General features: G+C 44.5%; 16 protein-coding genes and 2 tRNA genes. 6 read left to right on the top strand and 12 right to left on the bottom strand.

The annotated features are described in order from the left end of the window. The coding region (locus ACHUFN_RS04110; protein WP_394221017.1) for a transposase at positions 1 to 438 on the top strand (438 nt) is incomplete at its 5' end. Positions 439 to 494: 56 nt separating this feature from the next. Here ACHUFN_RS04110 and ACHUFN_RS04105 read toward each other — a convergent pair. From ACHUFN_RS04105 to ACHUFN_RS04065, 9 genes are all read right to left on the bottom strand, one after another. Next, positions 495 to 1,217 (bottom strand): endonuclease III domain-containing protein, encoded by a 723-nt coding sequence (locus ACHUFN_RS04105; RefSeq protein ID WP_394221016.1) that lies wholly within the window; start codon positions 1,215 to 1,217, stop codon positions 495 to 497. A 101-nt stretch (positions 1,218 to 1,318) separates the two neighbouring features. After that, positions 1,319 to 2,011, bottom strand: a complete 693-nt coding sequence (locus ACHUFN_RS04100; RefSeq protein ID WP_394221015.1) for an electron transport complex subunit E — start codon at positions 2,009 to 2,011, stop codon at positions 1,319 to 1,321. 1 nt (position 2,012) lies between these two features. After that, positions 2,013 to 2,828 (bottom strand): RnfABCDGE type electron transport complex subunit G, encoded by an 816-nt coding sequence (locus ACHUFN_RS04095; protein ID WP_394221014.1) that lies wholly within the window; start codon positions 2,826 to 2,828, stop codon positions 2,013 to 2,015. Continuing rightward, the gene (gene rsxD, locus ACHUFN_RS04090) at positions 2,828 to 3,907 is read right to left on the bottom strand and encodes an electron transport complex subunit RsxD (RefSeq protein ID WP_394221013.1); all 1,080 of its coding nucleotides are present in this window, start codon (positions 3,905 to 3,907) and stop codon (positions 2,828 to 2,830) included. The genes ACHUFN_RS04095 and rsxD overlap by 1 nt, the downstream gene beginning before the upstream one ends. Next, positions 3,907 to 6,474 (bottom strand): electron transport complex subunit RsxC, encoded by a 2,568-nt coding sequence (rsxC, locus tag ACHUFN_RS04085; protein WP_394221046.1) that lies wholly within the window; start codon positions 6,472 to 6,474, stop codon positions 3,907 to 3,909. Before rsxC ends, rsxD begins: the two co-directional genes overlap by 1 nt. A 5-nt stretch (positions 6,475 to 6,479) precedes the next feature. Continuing rightward, positions 6,480 to 7,061 (bottom strand): electron transport complex subunit RsxB, encoded by a 582-nt coding sequence (gene rsxB / locus ACHUFN_RS04080; protein ID WP_394221012.1) that lies wholly within the window; start codon positions 7,059 to 7,061, stop codon positions 6,480 to 6,482. Beyond that, a complete protein-coding gene (gene rsxA / locus ACHUFN_RS04075; RefSeq protein WP_012517816.1) occupies positions 7,061 to 7,642 on the bottom strand; it encodes an electron transport complex subunit RsxA in 582 nt (193 codons plus the stop codon). The genes rsxB and rsxA overlap by 1 nt, the downstream gene beginning before the upstream one ends. A 194-nt stretch (positions 7,643 to 7,836) precedes the next feature. After that, positions 7,837 to 7,913, bottom strand: a tRNA-Asn gene (locus ACHUFN_RS04070). A gap of 27 nt (positions 7,914 to 7,940) precedes the next feature. Next, positions 7,941 to 8,017, bottom strand: a tRNA-Asn gene (locus ACHUFN_RS04065). A gap of 1,007 nt (positions 8,018 to 9,024) precedes the next feature. Between ACHUFN_RS04065 and ACHUFN_RS04060 the strand changes: the two genes are divergently transcribed. The 3 genes from ACHUFN_RS04060 to ACHUFN_RS04050 all read left to right on the top strand — a co-directional run bounded on the left by ACHUFN_RS04060 (position 9,025) and on the right by ACHUFN_RS04050 (position 13,715). After that, positions 9,025 to 10,407, top strand: coding sequence for an MATE family efflux transporter (locus ACHUFN_RS04060; protein ID WP_394221011.1), 1,383 nt, complete (start codon positions 9,025 to 9,027; stop codon positions 10,405 to 10,407). Positions 10,408 to 10,501: 94 nt separating this feature from the next. After that, a complete protein-coding gene (uvrB, locus tag ACHUFN_RS04055) occupies positions 10,502 to 12,517 on the top strand; it encodes an excinuclease ABC subunit UvrB (RefSeq protein ID WP_394221010.1) in 2,016 nt (671 codons plus the stop codon). A 271-nt stretch (positions 12,518 to 12,788) separates the two neighbouring features. Then, positions 12,789 to 13,715, top strand: coding sequence for a LysR family transcriptional regulator (locus tag ACHUFN_RS04050; protein WP_394221009.1), 927 nt, complete (start codon positions 12,789 to 12,791; stop codon positions 13,713 to 13,715). A 119-nt stretch (positions 13,716 to 13,834) separates the two neighbouring features. On the opposite strand, the gene queC is transcribed toward ACHUFN_RS04050, so the two are convergent. After that, positions 13,835 to 14,491 carry a 7-cyano-7-deazaguanine synthase QueC gene (gene queC, locus ACHUFN_RS04045; RefSeq protein WP_394221008.1) on the bottom strand — a complete coding sequence of 219 codons (657 nt, stop codon included), beginning with the start codon at positions 14,489 to 14,491 and terminating at the stop codon, positions 13,835 to 13,837. A 94-nt stretch (positions 14,492 to 14,585) separates the two neighbouring features. On the opposite strand from queC, the gene queE reads away from it, so the two are divergent. Together queE and ACHUFN_RS04035 are read left to right on the top strand one after the other, a co-directional pair. Beyond that, positions 14,586 to 15,260, top strand: a complete 675-nt coding sequence (gene queE / locus ACHUFN_RS04040) for a 7-carboxy-7-deazaguanine synthase QueE (RefSeq protein ID WP_394221045.1) — start codon at positions 14,586 to 14,588, stop codon at positions 15,258 to 15,260. A gap of 80 nt (positions 15,261 to 15,340) precedes the next feature. Continuing rightward, positions 15,341 to 16,237, top strand: a complete 897-nt coding sequence (locus ACHUFN_RS04035) for a type 2 periplasmic-binding domain-containing protein (protein WP_394221007.1) — start codon at positions 15,341 to 15,343, stop codon at positions 16,235 to 16,237. A gap of 63 nt (positions 16,238 to 16,300) precedes the next feature. Here ACHUFN_RS04035 and asnB read toward each other — a convergent pair whose 3' ends face one another. Continuing rightward, on the bottom strand, positions 16,301 to 17,971 hold the full coding sequence (gene asnB, locus ACHUFN_RS04030; protein WP_394221006.1) for an asparagine synthase B: 1,671 nt from the start codon (positions 17,969 to 17,971) through the stop codon (positions 16,301 to 16,303). Between the two features lie 403 nt (positions 17,972 to 18,374). Further along, entirely contained in the window at positions 18,375 to 20,042 is a 1,668-nt protein-coding gene (locus ACHUFN_RS04025) for a M28 family metallopeptidase (protein WP_394221005.1), read from the bottom strand. Positions 20,043 to 20,090: the final 48 nt, after the last annotated feature.

Below are 20,090 nucleotides of genomic sequence, written 5' to 3'. Positions count from 1 at the left end.
TATCCCAGTGACGAGATTGTAGACTTATACAGCCATCGCTGGGAAATTGAATTAGGGTACCGAGAGATGAAGCAGACGCTACTGAATAGTGAATATACGCTTCGGAGTAAGCGGCCTGACATGGTTGAGCAGGAATTATGGGGATTACTGCTGGCTTATAACCTGATACGAGTGGCAATGACCGAAGCTGCACTACGCAAAGGCATCTGGCCTAATCAGCTAAGCTTCAGCGGATGTTCAAGCGCAGTGGTTGCATTCCTTCTGACTATAGGGCTTACAAGCCCCGGGAAGCTGCCCGTATTGTACGAAAATCTTATTAACCAACTCACTTACTACGAGTTACCGCCACGGCGAGAGGACAGATTATATCCACGGTGTGTTAAATTTAAACCGAGTAGGTACCCAGCTAAAAAGAAAAATGCCAGTCAGCTTAACTGACTGGCATTAGTCATTCGACTCCTTTTTTAAATAGCAGTTTTTTGAACGCTACATGTCTATTTGCGCTTTTTCTTAAGCGCTAATTTTTGTTTTTTCTCTTGCTCTTTTAGCACTTCATTTATAAAACTTTTTCTGCCGAATTCTCGCGTGATGACGCATTTATTTAAATCGAACCCGCGGGCAGGGCAGTACTCTCTTCCATACAGGATAATTTGTAGATGCAGATCGTTCCACCTCTCTTTGGGGAACAGACGTTTTGCGTCACGCTCTGTTTGCTCGACACTTTTCCCGTTTGACAGCCCCCATCGGAACATTAAACGATGTATGTGAGTGTCTACGGGAAAAGCAGGAATGCCAAAGCCCTGAGACATCACAACCGCCGCAGTTTTGTGGCCTACTGCTGGCATGGCCTCCAGTGCTTCGAAGTTTGCTGGCACAACACCATTGTGCAGCTTTATAATCATGTCGGATAAATGCCAAATGCCCTTAGACTTCATGGGAGACAAACCGCAAGGGCGGATAATATCTTGAATTTCTTCAATACTCATCAACACCATATCGTAAGGGTTGTCTGCGCGAGCAAATAGCTTTGGCGTAATTTGGTTAACACGTTCGTCAGTACACTGCGCTGATAGTAATACGGCGATAAGTAGCGTGTATGGGTCTTTGTGGTCCAAAAAAATTGGAATTTCTGGATAGAGGTCATCCAAAATTCGCATTATTTCTTGTACTTTTTCCTGCTTGGTAAGCGCCTTAACGGGCTTAGCTACGTCATTCATTTCTATATACTTTTCTAACTGTGCGTGTTTTAGAACGTTCAGGTCCATGCGCATTAGAGCGCACATAGGGGACCTGTATGCTCTACCTAGTGTGGTAGAGCCTAGCTTTCAGCGGTGACGCGCACACGCTCTGCCTTAACCGCAGGCGCTTTTTGCTGCGCGGCTAACTTCGCATCTATGCTATTTTTAATAGCAATAAGAAGCCCCATGCCTAAAAATGCGCCTGGAGGTAATATTGCAAGTAAAAACGGATTTTCAGTGTTAAACAGCGTTATGGTCCAGTTTGCTGCCATTGGGCCAAACAGTCTGTCTGCTCCTGCTAACAACGTACCTGCACCTAATACTTCGCGCATACCGCCTAAAATAACTAACACTGCCGTAAAGCCTAACCCCATCATTAGACCATCGTAAGCAGATGCAAGCGGGCCATTTTTCGACGCAAAGGCCTCGGCGCGACCTATAATGGCGCAGTTAGTTACAATAAGGGGGATAAAAATACCTAACGCTAAATAAAGGTCATAAGTGTAGGCGTTCATTAAAAGCTGAACAATGGTCACAAATGCGGCAATGATCATTACGAAGACAGGAATGCGGATTTCGTTTCTTACAACATTTCTAACAAGTGAAACGGTAACGTTACTGCCAATTAATACCAACATAGTGGCAAGCCCTAACCCCAAACCATTGATAAAAGTAGCGGTAACGGCTAGAAGCGGACACAGGCCCAGCAGTTGGACCAAAGCAGGGTTGTTTTTCCAGAGCCCTTGTAAGGAAAGATCGCGAAAGTCAGTCACGTTATAGCTCCTCTACACTATGAGGTTGAGCGTCATCTACGTTAACGGCATCGATTGTTTCAACCACCTCTGTATTCGCACACGTATTAGGTGCGCTGAATAGCGCAGATTGATTTGCCTGAGCGTAAATCAAAGCCTCACGCACCGCACCTACTACCGCTCTTGGCGTGATGGTGGCGCCTGTAAATTGGTCGAATTCACCGCCGTCTTTTTTTACTTGCCATGGCGCAAGATTATCCGTTGAAAATGATTTGCCGCTGAATAATGTAATCCAATTGCTGACGGCAAGCTCTATTTTATCACCAAGCCCAGGGGTTTCTTTGTGCTCGATAACGCGCACACCAAGGACTTTCAGGTTGTTCGTGCCGATAGCTCTCTCATCAAGCGCTGTCATATCTGTGAGTGTTAACGCAGTATCATTGAGATTTTCGCTGTCAGCCAAATTAGCGTTCGCACCTACTTTTGCCTCGTCACTAACCTGTACACCAATCACAATGTCAATGTCGCCGCTGTAGCCGTCTGGGGCCGTTGATTCTAACACCAATGCACTAGGCTGCCCGTTGAGTGTAGCCCGATAGACCTTGTGGCTTTTTTTGTTACCAAGTTCTAGGGCGTCTACTTCAGTGCAGTTTGCATAAAGGGCATTATCATGGAATTGACTGGGCACCACTTCATTTAGCACGCTTAATAGCTTTTGCTGTTTTTGTTGTTCAATTTTGTCTTGGGTGCCAAAGAAGGTTAGCGCTATCAAGGCTGTGGTTACAACAGCGAAAGCGCCTAACATAAGGCCGTTTTTGGCTAAACTTTCTTTCATCATTACTGCTTACCCCGACCAACATTCTTGCCATACACGCGAGGGCGCGTGTAATAATCGATAAGCGGTACCGCCGTATTCATGATAATAACAGCAAATGCAACAGCATCAGGGTAGCCGCCAAACGTGCGAATAATCACTACCCAGAAACCAATTGCTGCACCGAAGATAATACGTCCTTTTGGAGTTGTCGACGCTGAAACAGGGTCGGTTGCAATAAAAAATGCGCCCACCATTACCGCACCATTAAACAGGTGAAAGAGTGGCGAAGCATAGTAATCGGCATTGGTCAAATGAAGCAGTAACGCACACACAAACACGCTTAAAAGCATACCGCCAGGTATGTGCCAACTGATCACGCGGGTTTTCCATAAGTAAAGCCCGCCAAGCAAATACGCAAGACTAACAAAGCCCCATCCTGTACCCGCAGCGTCGAAAAAGCCCCCGTTAAAAATGGGGTTAGCGAGTGATTCTGAGTAGGTTACACCTTGGGTTAAATCGGTTTTAAGTGTGTCTAGTGGTGTTGCCATTGTTACGCCGTCGGCAATCGTCTTAAGCTGAGTGACGTCGTAACCGCTGGTAGTAAAACCAGTGAAAATTAGCGACACTGAATCAAGAAAACTGGGCGAGATGCCAGCAAGAGTGGCTGGCGGTAGCCATTGGCTCATAGCCGCAGGAAAGGACATAAGAAGAACCACGTAAGCTATCATAGCGGGGTTGAAAATATTGAAACCAAGTCCGCCATATACTTGCTTAGCTACCGCAATTGCGAAGAAAACACCGGTTACGGTCATCCACCAAGGCAGCGTAGGAGGGATACTAATAGCAATGAGGAGCCCGGTTAATATTGCGCTGTAATCGGTTAGCGTACGTTCAATAGGTCGCTTTCTTAAAAACAAAATCACGCCTTCAATCACCAGCGCACTCACAACAGCGATGACGGCTTGAATAAGCATTCCCCAACCAAAAAAGAACGACTGTGCAATCATACCGGGGATCATGGCGTAAATAACCATACGCATCACTTGGCCAGTATCGCGTTTAACCCGTTGATGTGGTGAACTCGATAAACTTAACTTCATTATGACTCTTTCTCTTGTTCAGCGGCCGCTTTTTTTGCCTTGGCTTTAGCAATGGCTGCTGCAATTCGCGCTTTCTTCTCGTCTGCTTCGCTGTTTGCAGGCGCCTCTTGCGTTTCGTTAGATGTCTCAACAGCGCTTACTTTCGCGTTGTTTTCATCGGCATTGGGTAATGGCGCATCGCCGTTGTCTGCAGTATCGCCAGTTTGTTGAGCCGCTTTTTTAGCTTTAGCTTTTGCTACTGCCGCAGCTATTCGCGCTTTTTTCTTATCAGCTTCACTTGCCTCGTTTACGGCTTCATTAACAACGTTATTTGTATTGCCAGCGCCGTCATGCGAGCTTGCTTCTTTTTGCTTAACTGAAGGCGCTTGCGCCGCTTTTTTGGCCTTGGCTTTGGCAACCGCCGCTGCAATTCGCGCTTTTTTCTGATCTTCTTCTGATACAGGTGTATCGGCTTTCGATTCAGATTCGGCTTCTATCTTAACCAGCTTTTGGGCTTCATCAGTTTTAGCTTGCGTCGTTTGTGCTGCTTTTTTAGCCTTAGCTCTGGCCATTGCCGCGGCAATTTTGGCTTTCTTATCTTCATCTGATGAAGGTGAAGACGAATGCTCTGGTTGCGCTTTCTCTATCTGTTCATCTGATACTTGCTCTGATTGAGTTACTTGCGCTGCCTTTTTCGCTTTGGCTCTAGCGATAGCGGCCGCCACTTTTGCCTTTTTGTCTTCCTCTGGCGACGAAGGAGAGGCTTCAGACTGCTCGTCAGTGTTTTCCGTAGGTGTCGGTGCCGATTGAGCGGCTTGCGCTGCTTTCTTCGCTTTAGCTCTGGCAATTGCAGCCGCTACTTGCGCTTTTTTATCATCTGCCGCGGGTGCTTGCTCACCTTGAGTGGCACGCTCGCTATCCTGTGGTAAAGGCGCTGAGGTTACACCTTCGCCACTTGCTTTAGCCTGTAACGCTGCTTTTTTTGCTTTCGCGCGTGCAAGCGCAGCGGCGACTTTGTCTTTTGCTTCTGCGGCTCCATTGTTGCTGGTGTTGCTAGCAGTACTTGCGGTGTCTGCCGCAACAGCACTTTGTTCTTTAGCCTTATTTGCTGCTAAGCGAGCTTCTTTCGCCTTACGGTGTTTCTCTTCACGCTCGCGCTTTTCGCGCTCTAATCGTTCTTTTCGAGCTTCAAAACGCTGCTTGGCTTTTTCAGCTTTGTTCTTTTCATCGCGCTGTAAGCGAATTTCAGATTTTGCTTGGCGGTAATAGTGCACCAGTGGAATTTCACTGGGGCAAACGTATGCACAGGCGCCGCACTCTATGCAGTCGAATAGGTCGTATTCTTCGGCTTTATCGTATTCTTTGGCTTTAGCATGCCAGAACATTTGTTGAGGAAGTAAAGTTGCAGGGCAAGCATCAGCGCAGGCACTACAGCGAATGCATGGGCGTTCGGCATTGTCATCTACTAACTCCTTTTTAGACGGAACTAATAAGCAGTTTGTGGTTTTAATAACAGGTATTGTCGCGTCAGAAAGGGTGAAGCCCATCATTGGCCCACCCATAATTACCTTAGGCGCTTTCTGCTTTTTCGGGTTGTAATTTGCTTCTTCTAACAGGTGGGAAACAGGCGTACCCAACAACGCTCTGAAGTTACTAGGCGACTCAACCGCTTCACCCGTAACGGTAACAATGCGTTCAATTAACGGCTTGCCGTGTAATATTGCATCAGCAATAGCGTAACAGGTTCCCACGTTGAACATCATTACGCCCACATCAGCAGGCAGGCCATTTCTTGGTACTTCACGGCCAGTGAGAACTTGTATTAACTGCTTTTCGCCACCAGCTGGATATTTTGTTTCAACATTTACCACGCGGTAGTCTTTTTTATCTTGGCACGCGATGTTTAATGCTTCAAAGGCTTCGGGTTTGTTGTCTTCCACCGCGATGATAATCGCTTTGGGCCCAATAAGGTGAATGAGAATATCTAGACCTTGGCGTATTTGCCACGCATGCTCACGCATAAGGCGGTCATCAGACGTAATATAGGGCTCGCACTCAATACCATTTAACACAAGAAACTCAATGGGTTTTGAGGTTGATGTTTTAATGTGAGTCGGGAAGCCTGCGCCACCCATTCCCGATATACCCGCTTGGCAAATAGCTTCGATAAGCTTGTTGCTATCAACTTCACTGTAGTTCGCTATTGGTGACAAGTCGCACCACGTGTCTTTTCCATCAGGACGTATAGATATACACATTTCCGTTAAACCGCTTGGATGAGCGACTACGTGAGGAGCAATGGCTACGACTTCGCCAGATGTCGGTGCATGAACTGGAACAGAAAAAGGTGAAGAGCTCTGCGAAAGAATTTGCCCTTTCAACACAGTATCGCCAACGTCTACACTGCATATGCCGTCTGAACCGATGTGCTGCCTCAATGGAACAATCAATAGTTCGGGTAACGAAGGTTTCTTTATTACCGACGTATTTGAGAGCGTTTTTTTATCGTCTGGATGCACGCCACCTGGAAATGAGTACATCTTTCCCGCATTTAGGGTTTCTATAATTGAATCAAAACTTGGGTACATCACAGTTACGACACCATTTTGATGGGGATATCACCTTTAGGCGATGATTCAAAATCCCACTTCCATGTAGAAGTTGTTTGAGCAATTGGCACCATGTCGATGCAGTCGACAGGGCAGGGGTCAACACATAAGTCGCACCCTGTGCACTCGTCAGTAATCACAGTGTGCATATGCTTTGCTGCACCTAAAATAGCATCCACAGGGCAGGCTTGAATGCACTTAGTGCAGCCAATGCATTCATCTTCGCGAATGAAAGCCACTTTTTTTACGTCTTCTTCGCCGTGTGCAGCATCAAGAGGCTTAGGCTCAACCCCCATTAAGTCTGCGAGCTTTTTAATAGTAGCTTCCCCGCCCGGTGGGCATTTATTAATGTCATCACCATCAGCGATAGCCTCTGCGTAGGGCTTGCATCCCGGGTAGCCACATTGCCCACATTGAGTTTGTGGTAGCACTGCGTCAATTTGTTCTACTAGCGGATCGCCCTCTACTTTAAAGCGAATGCTCGCATAACCCAGAACAAGGCCAAAAATAAGCGCAAGGGCACCAATAGCAATAACGGCAAATATGATTGCAGATGATATCGTCATTATACTTTCACCAATCCACTAAAGCCCATAAAGGCAAGCGACATTAGACCCGCAGTAATCATGGCTATTGAGGCACCTTTAAAAGCAACGGGGACATCGGCAGCGGCAAGGCGCTCACGCATGGCAGCAAACAAAACCAAAACTAATGAAAAGCCAACAGCAGCACCGAAGCCATAAATAAGGCTCTGCATGAAATTATGCTGCTCGGTAAGGTTTAAAAGCGCAACACCGAGTACTGCACAGTTGGTTGTGATAAGAGGAAGGAATATACCTAACAACCTATATAAGGTAGGGCTAGTTTTATGCACAACCATTTCTGTAAACTGAACAACCACTGCGATAACAAGAATAAAAGCAAGGGTTCTTAAGTAGCCAATACCCAAAGGAGCAAGCAAATAAGTTTCAACTAAGTAACTTGACGCAGAGGCAAGGGTGAGTACAAATGTAGTGGCCATAGACATGCCCATGGCGGTTTCTAGTTTTCCAGACACACCCATGAACGGACATAAGCCAAGAAACTTAACCAACACAAAGTTGTTAACCAGTACTGTACCAATCAAAAGCAGTAAAAATTCAGTCATGAATAACGCAATTCCTTCGAGGAATCTTGACGGACAATGCCCGCGAATTAAAAAGAAAAACAGATTGCGTCTATTATCCCTTTTTAGAAAGGGTTTAACAACTTGATTGAATTAGGGTTATTTAATGTCTAAACGCGTTGTTTTAGGAATTAAAATAGAGTGAGGTGGATGAGGCGATTTAAGAGCCAACTAAGTGGCTCCCCCTCCCCGACTCGAACGGGGGACCTGCGGATTAACAGTCCGTCGCTCTAACCAACTGAGCTAAGGGGGAATCGACACCTAAGTTGTTTGCTGAAGTTGGCTCCCCCTCCCCGACTCGAACGGGGGACCTGCGGATTAACAGTCCGTCGCTCTAACCAACTGAGCTAAGGGGGACCTGTGCTTCAACGGAGGCGAATATTAAAGACGTACTTAGGAACTGTCAACAATATAAATGAAATATTTGTGCTGACTGCGCAAAAAATAGCTTTTTACGGGTTTTATGCTCATTTTGTCGTCAATGTGATGAAAGTGATGGTTAATAACTATGCATTATTGCACCTTTGCTCACAAAGTAGACCCAATTTAGATAAAAGGGTAATTATTTTTAAAAGAACCTTTATATTTCCTTAAAGTTAATTTGTATAACTAAATAGAATAAAAAATTCCTTCCATACTGTTACTATATACAGTGTTTAATAAATCTGTAACCTGTACCTGAGGATTAAAAGGTTAGTCACTACTTACCTGCTGAGAAATTAATCGAGCACAGAATCCCGTCGAATATGGTCTGGCGGTAGTTATCCACTAAATCTGTGGATAACTATGTTGATAGCTTAGTTTTCAGATATGCTTCCCTTAGATCGGCTGTGTATTGATCTCAGGGTTGAATGGTGTTTTTTTTGATGTAGTTCTTTAAATACAAAGATTTACGCTGTTTTTGAAGATCCAAAATCTCGATCAAAAGAGATCGCTTGAACAAAAAGTAGCTTGTGTGTTAAATCAACGAATGTTCAAAAGCTATTCAACGGAATCCGTCTTACTTCTCAATGCCTTACATTTTGTTAACATTTATGGTTGCGTGTTATTCGCCTCGCTCGCCTTTAAAGTGCGAACGCGCATCCACAATATTGGTATTTAAAATGAAACTCTAAAGAAACTCTAAAGAAACAGAAACGTCATGATCCAAATTTAGCGGCTTGATATCTATTTACATAGAAAAATATCAATTTTGCAGAGTTGCGGGCAAATTCATAAATCTCGTTTATTTTTTCAAAAAAAGAGATTTTATTTGAAACTCTCTCATGCAGTGTTTTGTTTATCGATAACGCGTAGCTAATTAGGGTTCACTCTTTTACACTAACGCGCAGTAAATAAAGAGTTTTAAGGTAATCGGAGCTCAAGTGATAAAAAATAACGCTAAACAACGTACTTCCGACTTGTTGGAAGGGGATATAGGTATAACGTTAAAGCGTATGACCATTCCTATGATTCTAGGTATGGTAATGATGATGAGTTTCGGACTTATCGATACCTTCTTCGTAAGTTTGTTAGGAACTGACCCGCTAGCCGCAATTAGTTTTACATTCCCGGTTACCTTCACCGTAATAAGCCTTAATATTGGTTTAGGCATAGGTACATCAGCAATTATTGGTAAATTGCAGGGAAGTAAAGAGATAACCAAATCTCAGCAGTATGCAACGGGTTCATTGATGTTGTCAGTGTTACTGGTTGGCGCATTGGCAATAATTGGCTTATTTACCATTGAGCCCATATTCAAATTACTCAATGCAACTGAAAACCTCATGCCGTATATCTCCGATTATATGGGATTGTGGTATTTGTCGAGCATATTTCTGGCCATGCCCATGGTGGGCAATAGCGTGTTGCGGGCCTGTGGTGATACCCGTACGCCCAGTATTGTCATGGCAGCAGGCGGCGGCCTTAATGCCTTGCTCGATCCTATCTTTATCTTCGGTCTTGGCCCTATACCCGCAATGGGAATTCAAGGTGCGGCTTTGGCTACCTTTATAGCTTGGATAGTAGGGGCGCTTTGGATACTTTACATTCTAGCAGTTCGCCGCAAGTTGATGCTGCCACGACTATTAACACTTGAAGAGCTGCGCGATAGCAGTCGAGAAATATTGAAGATTGGCTTACCAGCTGCTGGCGCCAATATGTTAACCCCAGTAGCTGGAGGCGTAATGACAGCGGTTGTGGCTGGTTACGGGGCGGAAGCAGTTGCTGCATGGGGAGTCGGTAATCGCATGGAGTCAATTGCAAGTATCGTCGTGCTAGCACTATCAATGACGTTGCCGCCCTTTATTAGCCAAAACGTAGGGGCTGGACAGGTAGAAAGAGTAAAGAAGGCCTACTCGCTTACTTTGAAGTTTGTTCTCGTATGGCAATTTATTATTTTTCTCGTAATGTGGGGGCTTTCAAGCTGGATTGCTGTCGTCTTTGCAAATGAAGTTAAAGTAAGCGTTTTAATACAGCTGTTTTTGATGATAGTTCCTCTTGGTTACGGCATGCAGGGCATCATTATTCTGACTAACTCGTCGTTAAATGCCATGCATCGCCCTATGACGGCATTAGTGTTAAGTGTCATCCGCTTATTTGTTTTCTTCGTACCTATCAGCGTTGCAGGCAGTTTTCTATTTGAACTTAAAGGTTTATTTGCGGGAACCGTCATCGCCAATATTGCGATGGCTAGTGTTTCTTTTATCGTTTTCAAACGAGCAATTGCTCAGTTTGAGACAGACACACTGCATTCTCAGCAAAATTAATACTTCTTGTTTATGCTTCGTATTTCTCTCATGCACAGAGCATAAGAACGGGTAATTAGGTAAACAAGAATTAAGGTGAATAAAGGTAAGGTAAATGAGTAGAGGGTTTGAGCTTCATTCTAAGTATGAGCCAGCAGGCGACCAACCAAAGGCAATTGAAGCCTTAGTAGATGGTCTAGAGAGTGGCTTGGCAGGCCAAACGCTTCTAGGTGTGACTGGGTCTGGTAAAACCTTTACGATGGCGAATGTCATTAAGGAAGTGCAGCGACCTACGCTAATTCTTGCTCACAACAAAACGCTGGCCGCTCAGCTGTACGGGGAAATGAAAGAGTTCTTCCCTAACAATGCGGTTGAGTATTTTGTTTCATATTACGATTATTATCAGCCAGAAGCATATGTCCCCAGTACCGATACTTTTATTGAAAAAGATGCGTCTATAAATGATCATATCGAACAGATGAGACTATCGGCAACTAAGGCGCTAATGGAGCGCCGCGACGTAGTCATTGTAGCAAGTGTGTCTGCTATTTATGGTTTGGGTGACCCTGAATCCTACATGAAAATGCTGTTGCATTTGCGTCAGGGCGACACCATGGATCAGCGAGATATTCTGCGCCGTCTTGCCGAATTACAATATAAGCGCAATGACTTAGCATTTGAGCGTGGTACGTTTCGCGTTCGTGGTGACGTTATTGATATTTTCCCAGCCGACTCTGAAAAGCAAGCGGTAAGGGTTGAGCTGTTCGACGATGAAATAGACAAAATCAGCTTGTTTGACCCGCTTACGGGTGCGGTTGATAAGTCAGTTATCCGTGCAACGGTTTTCCCGAAAACTCACTACGTGACGCCTCGCGAGAAAATTCTTAACGCAATTGAGCACATAAAGGATGAATTAGGCGAACGTAAGAGTCAGCTTCAAGAGGCAAACAAGCTTATTGAAGAACAGCGAATTTCTCAACGGACTCAATTTGACATCGAGATGATGATGGAACTTGGGTATTGTTCTGGTATTGAAAATTACTCACGCTACCTATCGGGCCGTGCACCGGGCGAGCCGCCGCCAACCTTATTAGATTACTTCCCCGCAGACGGTTTGATGTTCATCGATGAATCGCACGTTACAGTCTCCCAAGTAGGTGCCATGTATCGCGGTGATAGGTCGAGAAAAGAGACGCTCGTTGAATTCGGGTTTAGACTTCCGTCGGCGTTAGACAACCGCCCGTTGAAGTTCGAAGAGTTCGAGCAAATCTGTCCTCAGACTATTTATGTTTCTGCAACGCCTGGCGACTATGAGCTGAAGAAAACAGACGGTGAAATAGTAGAGCAGGTGGTTAGGCCTACAGGCCTGCTAGACCCAGTAATTGAAGTTCGCCCTGTTGCGACTCAGGTCGATGATGTTCTCTCTGAGATTCAAAAGCGTGTAGAGCTTGATGAGAGGGTGCTTATCACCACACTAACGAAACGCATGGCTGAAGACTTAAGCGAATACTTGAATGAGCATGGCGTTAAAGTTCGCTATTTACACTCAGATATCGACACTGTTGAGCGTATAGAAATTATCCGCGACCTTCGTTTAGGCAAATTCGACGTGTTGGTTGGTATTAACCTGTTGCGTGAGGGCTTGGATATGCCTGAAGTGTCATTAGTTGCCATTTTAGATGCGGATAAAGAGGGCTTTTTACGCGCAGAGCGCTCGCTGATTCAGACAATCGGTCGAGCTGCACGACATGTAAATGGTAAAGCTATTTTGTATGCAGATAGCATTACTAAATCCATGAAAAAAGCCATGGACGAAACAAATCGTCGTCGCGAAAAACAAATGGCTCATAACGAAGCGAATGGTATTACTCCGATGCGACTAAATAAACCGATTACCGACATCATGGATTTAGGTGAAAGTGCACACCCAGCATCAGGTAAGGTAAGGCTGCGCAAAGTTGAAGAGAAGAAAAAGCAACAAAAAGCAGCAAGTGCTACCGAATTAATGGATCAAATTACCGAGCTTGAAAAGCAAATGTTCGAATATGCGCGTGAGCTTGAATTTGAAAAAGCTGCATCGCTACGTGATGATATTGAAGCGTTGCGAAAACAAGTTGTAACCTTGTCTTAAAAATAAGCTCAAATTGACGTGTATTCAGTTTTACGTGGGTTTTCCGTATGAATTCGGATAACCCACATCGTTTTTTCATGTGCCTTACTCAATAAACCCGCCTTTATTCTGACTGAAGTTACCAACGGAAGTTAAGACTCTGTTAGCACATAAGTTAGATAATTAATAAAAAATGAGATGAAAAGCCGTAAAATATCGTTGTAATAGCACAATTAGTTGCATATAGTTCAGGTTTGAGTATCGATAACTATACCTATAAACAGGTGCTAATATGCTTAACCGTCTTCAGGAGTCAGATATAAAGTTACTGCGTGTATTCTACGCGGTAGCAAGCTGCAACGGATTTACTGCGGCAGAACCCGTGTTGCGTATGCAACGACCAAATATCAGCGCCGCTATAAAGAAGCTGGAAGAACGATTAGATCTGGTGTTGTGCCATCGCGGTCGTGGTGGCTTTCAAATGACAAAAGAAGGTGAGGTTGTTTTTCAAGAAACAAAACGCATCTTCAATGCCTTTGACAACTTTGTTTTCAATTTAAAGTCGCTCCACGATGATTACTCGGGTCATATCACACTGGTGCTAATGGCCGGTCTCCCATTGTCGATGCATTTAGCCGTAAGTAAAGCGGTTAAAAGTACGATGAAAAAGTTTGATGACATCCACGTAAATATTCAAACGCGTCTTTATAATGAAGTGGAGCACGTCGCACTTTCTGGTGAATGCCATCTTGTTGTTTCAACCTATGATATGGTGAAGCCTGAGTCAGTGACTTTTCACCCAATAGGCATTAAAACGCAAGGGCGACTATATTGTGCTCCAACCCACCCGTTAGCAAAATATCGTGATACAGAACTTCCTGAAGGGGTCAACATTGGCGATTACCCTGCCATCGGAATTTCGGGTTTGTCATCGGCTAACTATATCGAAGATGAAACTCGATTATCTATTCAAACTTTCTCTGATTCATACGACGCCGCAATGTCAGCGATAATGACAGGAGAGTACGTTGGGTTACTGCCAGATTATATGGCAAAAGAACAAGGTGCCGCCCTTGGGCTTGTTCCAATCGCAAAGGGAAGCTTATTTAACTTTAACCATGAACTATTTGTGATGAATGGAAAAAATACGCGGTTGAACCCTGTACTGCGTCATTGCATTAAAGAATTGAGCTATTTCATTTCTGAAAGCCAAAAGTAGTGTCAGACGTAGCATAAACTGCAGAGAAGCAAAACACCTCAAACTTTGAGTCCGCTTTTCGTAAAGCGAACAATGTAAAGTAAGAGGTGTTTATCATTACGCACTTTATAGAATCTAGGTTACTCGTACTCTAATGGGTCAATAGCGTTGTTTTCCTTGAACGCTTCTAGACGCTCTTCACAGGCACCGCATTTTCCGCACGCTTTTTCTCTGCCGTTATAGCACGTCCAGGTTTGCCCATAGTCTAACCCCATCGATAGACCGTCGGTTAAAATTGCGGTTTTGCTGTCATCAATGTAAGGCGTCATAATGGTTACAGGCGTATAATTAGCAATACCGCATACGTCATTCATTTTGTGCACAAATTCAGGACGACAGTCGGGATAAATTGCATGATCACCAGAGTGAGCGCCGTAATAAACTTCGTTAGCCTCTAAACTAACCGCATAACCTACCGCTAAGGACAATAAAATCATGTTCCGATTAGGTACCACGGTTTGTTTCATGCTTGGCTCTTCATAGTGTCCTTCAGGCACTTCTATGTCCGAGGTAAGCGCTGAACCACCTATTAGCGTGTTAATAGCGCTAATATCAACAATTTTATGTGGGACACCGAGTGATTTACACACGTTTGCCGCGTAATCGAGTTCTTTCTTGTGGCGCTGTCCGTAGTTAAAGCTCAGTGCATGCACTTTTTTACCAGCTTTGAGTGCTTTGTGTAACACGGTGAAGGAGTCCATGCCTCCTGAATAGATAACAACAACGTTTTCTGACATAGTTTTAGAAGATTTAAGAAATTATGACCGAATTTTATGTGATCCTTGGTAAAATCCCAACATACAATCGTTAAAGGGTGTCAAATTGTCTGAAATGTCCACATTAAACATCAATGAGATGTTTGAAACCATCCAGGGTGAAGGTGCTCACACTGGTATTCCGTCTATCTTTGTTCGTCTACAAGGTTGCCCTGTAGGCTGTCCTTGGTGTGATACTAAACATACTTGGGAAATTAAGCCCGACTTAAGTGTTTCGCCGCAAGCCGTCATTACTAAAGGCGAGGAGTCGGAAACCTATTTTATCTCTAGCGAAGACGCGTTGCTGACTGAGTTTAACCAGCAAGGATATGTGGCAAAGCACGTGGTTATCACCGGTGGTGAGCCGTGTATGTATGACTTGCGCCCATTAACGACCTTGCTACACGACAACGGATACACCACGCAAATTGAGACCAGCGGCACCTTTGAAGTGCTCTGTGATGAGCGTACATATGTCACCGTCTCTCCAAAAATAAACATGAAAGGCGGGTATGACGTTTTGGTTAGTGCGTTGGAAAGAGCCAATGAAATCAAGCACCCGATTGCTATGCAAAAGCATATTGATGAGCTTGATGCATTACTTGAAAACGTATCAAACTTAGAAGGAAAACAAGTTTGTTTACAACCAATTAGCCAACAAAAGCGAGCTACAGAACTTGCTGTTCGCACTTGTATTGAGCGTAACTGGCGGCTATCTTTACAAACGCATAAATATATCGGCATTGAATAGTTGCTACCAGTGCGGTTATCAAAACTGCAAAACATGCGATTACAGTCCGCATGCTAGAATTAAGATAGGACATTAAGAAAATGCTTAGCTTCAAACTGCTACTTAAAGCCATTATAGCCGGGATTGCTTTATGTTCTTTCCTTATCGCGTCAACTGCAAAGGGGGCGCTATGGACTATTACCTATCCGCGACCTATAGATGACTCTGACGCTAGGGCTCAATATCCTATTGCTCTTCTAAAACTAGCGCTGGATAAAACCGGTGTGAACTACGAGCTTCGCCCTTCTGACCGCATACTGCTTACCGGAAAGGCTATGCGGCAGCTTAAAGAGAATAGGGAAGTGAATGTTGTTTGGAGTATGACAGACACGCAGCGAGAGAAAGAGCTGAAACCAATTCGTGTTCCCATTGCAAAAGGGCTAATTGGCCTTCGTGTTTTTGTGTTAAACCCGGTTAAAAAAAATAAGTTTGATGATGTTCTATCGTTGACAGACATGCGTAAGCTTATTCCTGTTCAGGGCGAAGAGTGGCCAGATACCAAAATACTCCAAGCCAATGGGTTTAACGTATTTACCGTTCCAGAGTTTCGCGAAGCGTATGACATGATTGGGCAGGGAAAAGGTGATTTCTTCCCTCGTTCTGTTATGGAAGTAGATGCTGAACTCGATGTAGAAGGTCGTCGCAATAACCTTTTTCTTGAGCCTTCTATGGCATTATATTACCCAACGGCTATGTATTACTTTGTTAGTTCAAGTAACAAAACGTTGGCACATCTTATCGAAACGGGTCTTAACAGAGCGATAGAAGATGGGTCATTTGATGCACTGTTTGAATCAACTTACGCTCCTATCTTAGAATCTTTGGGCGTAAATGACCGCAAAATTTTTACGCTAGAAAATCCACTACTACCAGCAGAGACACCACTAAGCAATTCAGCGCTGTGGTATAAGCCCCAAAACGAAAGTTCACAAGAGTAACCTTCATAAAAAACGCGACGTAAGTCGCGTTTTTAGTTTTTATGTAGTTAACACCTGCGGAAATTAAGACTCTCCAGCATGCACGCCTTTCATCGAGCGACCTGAAGGGTCGGCGTTGTTCTTAAAGCTCTCATCCCACTCCAGGGCTTCTGCTGTGCTACACGCAATCGACTTTCCGCCAGGTACACAACGCGCTGCACTTTCTTGAGGGAAGTAGCTTTCAAAAATAGTGCGATAGTAATAACCTTCTTTCGTATCCGGCGTGTTTACCGGGAAGCGGAATTCCGCAGTTGCGAGCTGTTGGTCAGTTACTTCGCTATCTACGAAATCGCGGATGGAGTCAATCCATGAGTAACCAACTCCGTCACCAAACTGTTCTTTTTGGCGCCACAGTACTTCTGCCGGAAGGGTTTCGCCATTATCAAATGCCTTGCGCAAGATCCACTTTTCCATCTTGCCATCAAGACACATTTTGTCTTGTGGGTTTAAACGCATTGCCACGTCAATGAAGTTTTTGTCTAGGAACGGCACGCGGGCCTCAACACCCCACGCCGACGTGGCTTTGTTAGCGCGAGCACAGTCAAACATATGCAAGCGGTCTAGTTTGCGCACAGTTTCTTCGTGGAATTCTTTCGCATTTGGTGCTTTGTGGAAATAAAGATAACCACCAAAGATTTCATCAGAACCTTCACCCGATAGCACCATTTTAATGCCCATTGCTTTAATTTTACGGGTCATTAAATACATTGGCGTCGCGGCACGAATGGTTGTGGTGTCATACGTTTCTAAATGGTAGATAACATCACGGATGGCATCTAAGCCTTCTTGAATCGTAAAGTGAATTTCATGATGTACGGTACCAATCATGTCGGCCACTTTTTTCGCCGCTTTTAAATCTGGCGCACCTTCAAGACCAACAGCAAAGCTGTGTAGACGAGGCCACCATGCGTCGGTTTTATCTTCGTCTTCCACGCGCTTTGCCACATATTGGGCGGCAACAGCCGATACTAACGAAGAGTCTAAGCCTCCTGATAATAGCACCGCGTAAGGAACGTCAGACATCATGTGAGATTTCACTGCTTTCTCAAAAGCGACACGAAGTTCTTCTAAGTCGCTGGTGTTGTCTTTGACGTTGTCGTATTCCATCCAGTCGCGCTTGTAGTACTTGGTGATCTTTCCTTCTTTGCTCCACAAGTAGTGGCCCGGAGGAAATTCACTGATAGTTTTACATACGCCGGCGAGCGCTTTCATTTCAGATGATACGTAGAAGTTTCCGTGTTCATCGTAACCCGTATAAAGGGGAATAATTCCAATGTGGTCACGGGCAATGAGGTAAGCGTCTTGTTCTTCATCATAAAGAATAAACGCGAACATACCTTCTAGCTCATCAATGAAGTCGATACCTTTTTGCTGAAAAAGTGGAAGAATGACTTCACAATCTGAGCGAGTTTTAAATGGGTATGGCTCGTTTAAAGAAGCAGCAAGCTGCTTGTGGTTATAAATCTCACCATTAACAGCAAGAATTTGCTTATCATTCTGGCTGATTAGAGGTTGTGCCCCAGTATCTACGTCGACAATCGCCAATCTCTCGTGGCAAAGAATGGTATTGTCATTATTCCAGATACCTGACCAATCAGGGCCGCGGTGGCGCAAAAGTTTAGATAAATCGAGGGCTTGGGTTCTGAGTTCAGACACATCGGTTTTGATATCAAGGATACCGAAAATACCACACATATAACGGATTCTCTCTGTTCACTTGTTGAAAAAAAATTGAAGTTTTTTCTGTCGGTACTCGCGTTCGAGTGGGCGAAGACTTGTTGTTGTTCTTATTCGCGTGCCTTTGAATGTGCCAGTCTGGCTGGAAATTGCAAGTACATTATGATGAGAAAATGGAAATTATTATTCTATTTATCCCAAAATAGCCGTTTATTAACATTTTCATCCTAATTGAAAATTGAATACACGGGTATTTATAACAAAAAGCGCAAGTGACATTTGGCAGTCTGTTTGTACGGTGAACCTTCATTTACACTATTTGACGTACTCGAATCGTTAAAAAAACAAAAAAGGCCTCAATATGAGGCCTATCTTAATATTACTTTAAAAGCCACTACTGTTAAGCGGCTTTCTGATCACTTTAGTTTTTGCGTTGAAACTCGCTGGCTTCATCCCACTTAGGCCATGCGTCGGCATTTGCCACACCCACACCCACATCAAAAAGCATCTGTGTGTCTTGAACAATCCCGCTTAAGTCCCAGTCGTCACGATACTGATCACACACTTGGTGATAGCAACCCGTAACAATAACGTTCATGCGTTTTCTGTACTTTGCGGTTTCTGCATCGGCGGGCTCGTTACCACCTTCTGCGTAAAGTGCTGGTACGCCTTGTTTGGCAAAGCTGAAATGGTCTGAGCGGTAGTAGTATCCTGCTTCCGGTCTGTCCTCTTGAGTGAGCACGCGACCTTGCTTCGCTGCAGCGCTCTCAAGGTAATCTTCCATTTCCGACTTACCCATGCCTACAACAGCAACATTTTTGGTTTTACCTAGCACATTCATGGCATCCATATTGATGTTTGCCACGGTGTTCTCAATAGGAATAACAGGGTTGCTAGCGTAGAACTTACTTCCCAACAAGCCTTGCTCTTCTGCTGTAACCACTAAAAATGAAATAGAGCGCTTTGGCGCAGGGGTTAGCGCTGAGAAAGCGTTTGCCATGGCTAATACAGCCGCTGTACCAGTCGCATTGTCATGCGCACCATTGTAAATTTGGTCGCCTTCTTTGCTCTCGTCTTTGCCTAAATGATCCCAGTGCGCGGTGTAAATCACGTGTTCGTTAGGCAGCTCGGCGCCGGGTAGCGTTGCAATCACGTTGTTACTCTCAGATTTTTCGAAAGTATTTTTAACGGTTACAGACGCTTTAATATCCATAGCCTTGTTGTAAGGCCCTTGCATTGCATTGGCTTTCTCTTTATCAAAATCAAGGCCCGCATCTGCAAATACTTTTTTCGCTGCATCAAGCGTTAGCCAGCCTTCAACTGCCACACGGCTTGCGCCTTTGTCAGCACTCACTAAACCGTACTGCGGGCCACTCCAGCTGTTTGCGACAACCGACCAGCCGTAAGAGGCTGGCGCTGTCTCATGAACAATAATGGCGCCTGCAGCACCTTGACGGCTCGCTTCTTCGTACTTGTAGCTCCAACGACCGTAGTAGGTCATAGTGGTGCCTTGAAACTTACCACTTTCAGGGTTTTCAAAACCTGGGTCATTAATAAGCATTACAACCGTTTTGCCTTTAACATCTAACCCTTCGTAATCGTTCCAATCATACTCTGGTGCATTAACGCCATAACCCACGAAAACAAGTTCAGAGTTTTCCAGCGCAACAGAGCTTTGCTCACGTTTTGACGATGCCACCATGTCTTCTTTATACACGAAGTTGTTATCGCCAATGACCATCGTCATGTCTGGGTCTGCGGTGATCTCCATCAACGCAACTTTTTGTAAAAAGCTGTCGCCATTACCAGGCTGAAGACCCGCTTTTTTAAACTCGCTTACAAGATAGTCGATGGTTTTTTTCTCACCTTCTGTAGTAGGCAAGCGGCCTTCGAATTCGTCTGATGAAAGTATTTTGAGCGGCTCGCGGATATCACTGTCTGAAATGCTGTTATATACGCTGTCGAAATTTGATGCTGCTGGCATTTCTTTGCTAGCTGACTGGTTTTGTGATGCGCTGTCGCTTGATGGGGAGCATGCACTTACGCCAAGAAGGGTAGGTACAAGCAATGGCAAAAACATTTTTTTCATTGTTGGTCTCTGTTTGCTCTACAATACCCGCCAAGTATAGAGAAAACC

This window comes from Alteromonas gracilis (genome assembly GCF_043642145.1).
Taxonomy (GTDB): Bacteria; Pseudomonadota; Gammaproteobacteria; order Enterobacterales; family Alteromonadaceae; genus Alteromonas; species Alteromonas gracilis_B.
This window is presented reverse-complemented; position numbering and strand designations above follow the sequence as displayed.

What these genes read in the sequence shown, in the direction of transcription:
- queE (WP_394221045.1), top strand. Translation starts at nt 14,586, where the DNA reads ATGTCCACATTAAACATCAATGAGATGTTTGAAACCATCCAGGGTGAA.
- queC (WP_394221008.1), bottom strand. Translation starts at nt 14,491, where the DNA reads ATGTCAGAAAACGTTGTTGTTATCTATTCAGGAGGCATGGACTCCTTC.
- ACHUFN_RS04050 (WP_394221009.1), top strand. Translation starts at nt 12,789, where the DNA reads ATGCTTAACCGTCTTCAGGAGTCAGATATAAAGTTACTGCGTGTATTC.
- ACHUFN_RS04095 (WP_394221014.1), bottom strand. Translation starts at nt 2,828, where the DNA reads ATGATGAAAGAAAGTTTAGCCAAAAACGGCCTTATGTTAGGCGCTTTC.
- rsxC (WP_394221046.1), bottom strand. Translation starts at nt 6,474, where the DNA reads ATGTACCCAAGTTTTGATTCAATTATAGAAACCCTAAATGCGGGAAAG.
- rsxB (WP_394221012.1), bottom strand. Translation starts at nt 7,061, where the DNA reads ATGACGATATCATCTGCAATCATATTTGCCGTTATTGCTATTGGTGCC.
- rsxA (WP_012517816.1), bottom strand. Translation starts at nt 7,642, where the DNA reads ATGACTGAATTTTTACTGCTTTTGATTGGTACAGTACTGGTTAACAAC.
- asnB (WP_394221006.1), bottom strand. Translation starts at nt 17,971, where the DNA reads ATGTGTGGTATTTTCGGTATCCTTGATATCAAAACCGATGTGTCTGAA.
- ACHUFN_RS04025 (WP_394221005.1), bottom strand. Translation starts at nt 20,042, where the DNA reads ATGAAAAAAATGTTTTTGCCATTGCTTGTACCTACCCTTCTTGGCGTA.
- uvrB (WP_394221010.1), top strand. Translation starts at nt 10,502, where the DNA reads ATGAGTAGAGGGTTTGAGCTTCATTCTAAGTATGAGCCAGCAGGCGAC.
- ACHUFN_RS04105 (WP_394221016.1), bottom strand. Translation starts at nt 1,217, where the DNA reads ATGAATGACGTAGCTAAGCCCGTTAAGGCGCTTACCAAGCAGGAAAAA.
- ACHUFN_RS04035 (WP_394221007.1), top strand. Translation starts at nt 15,341, where the DNA reads ATGCTTAGCTTCAAACTGCTACTTAAAGCCATTATAGCCGGGATTGCT.
- rsxD (WP_394221013.1), bottom strand. Translation starts at nt 3,907, where the DNA reads ATGAAGTTAAGTTTATCGAGTTCACCACATCAACGGGTTAAACGCGAT.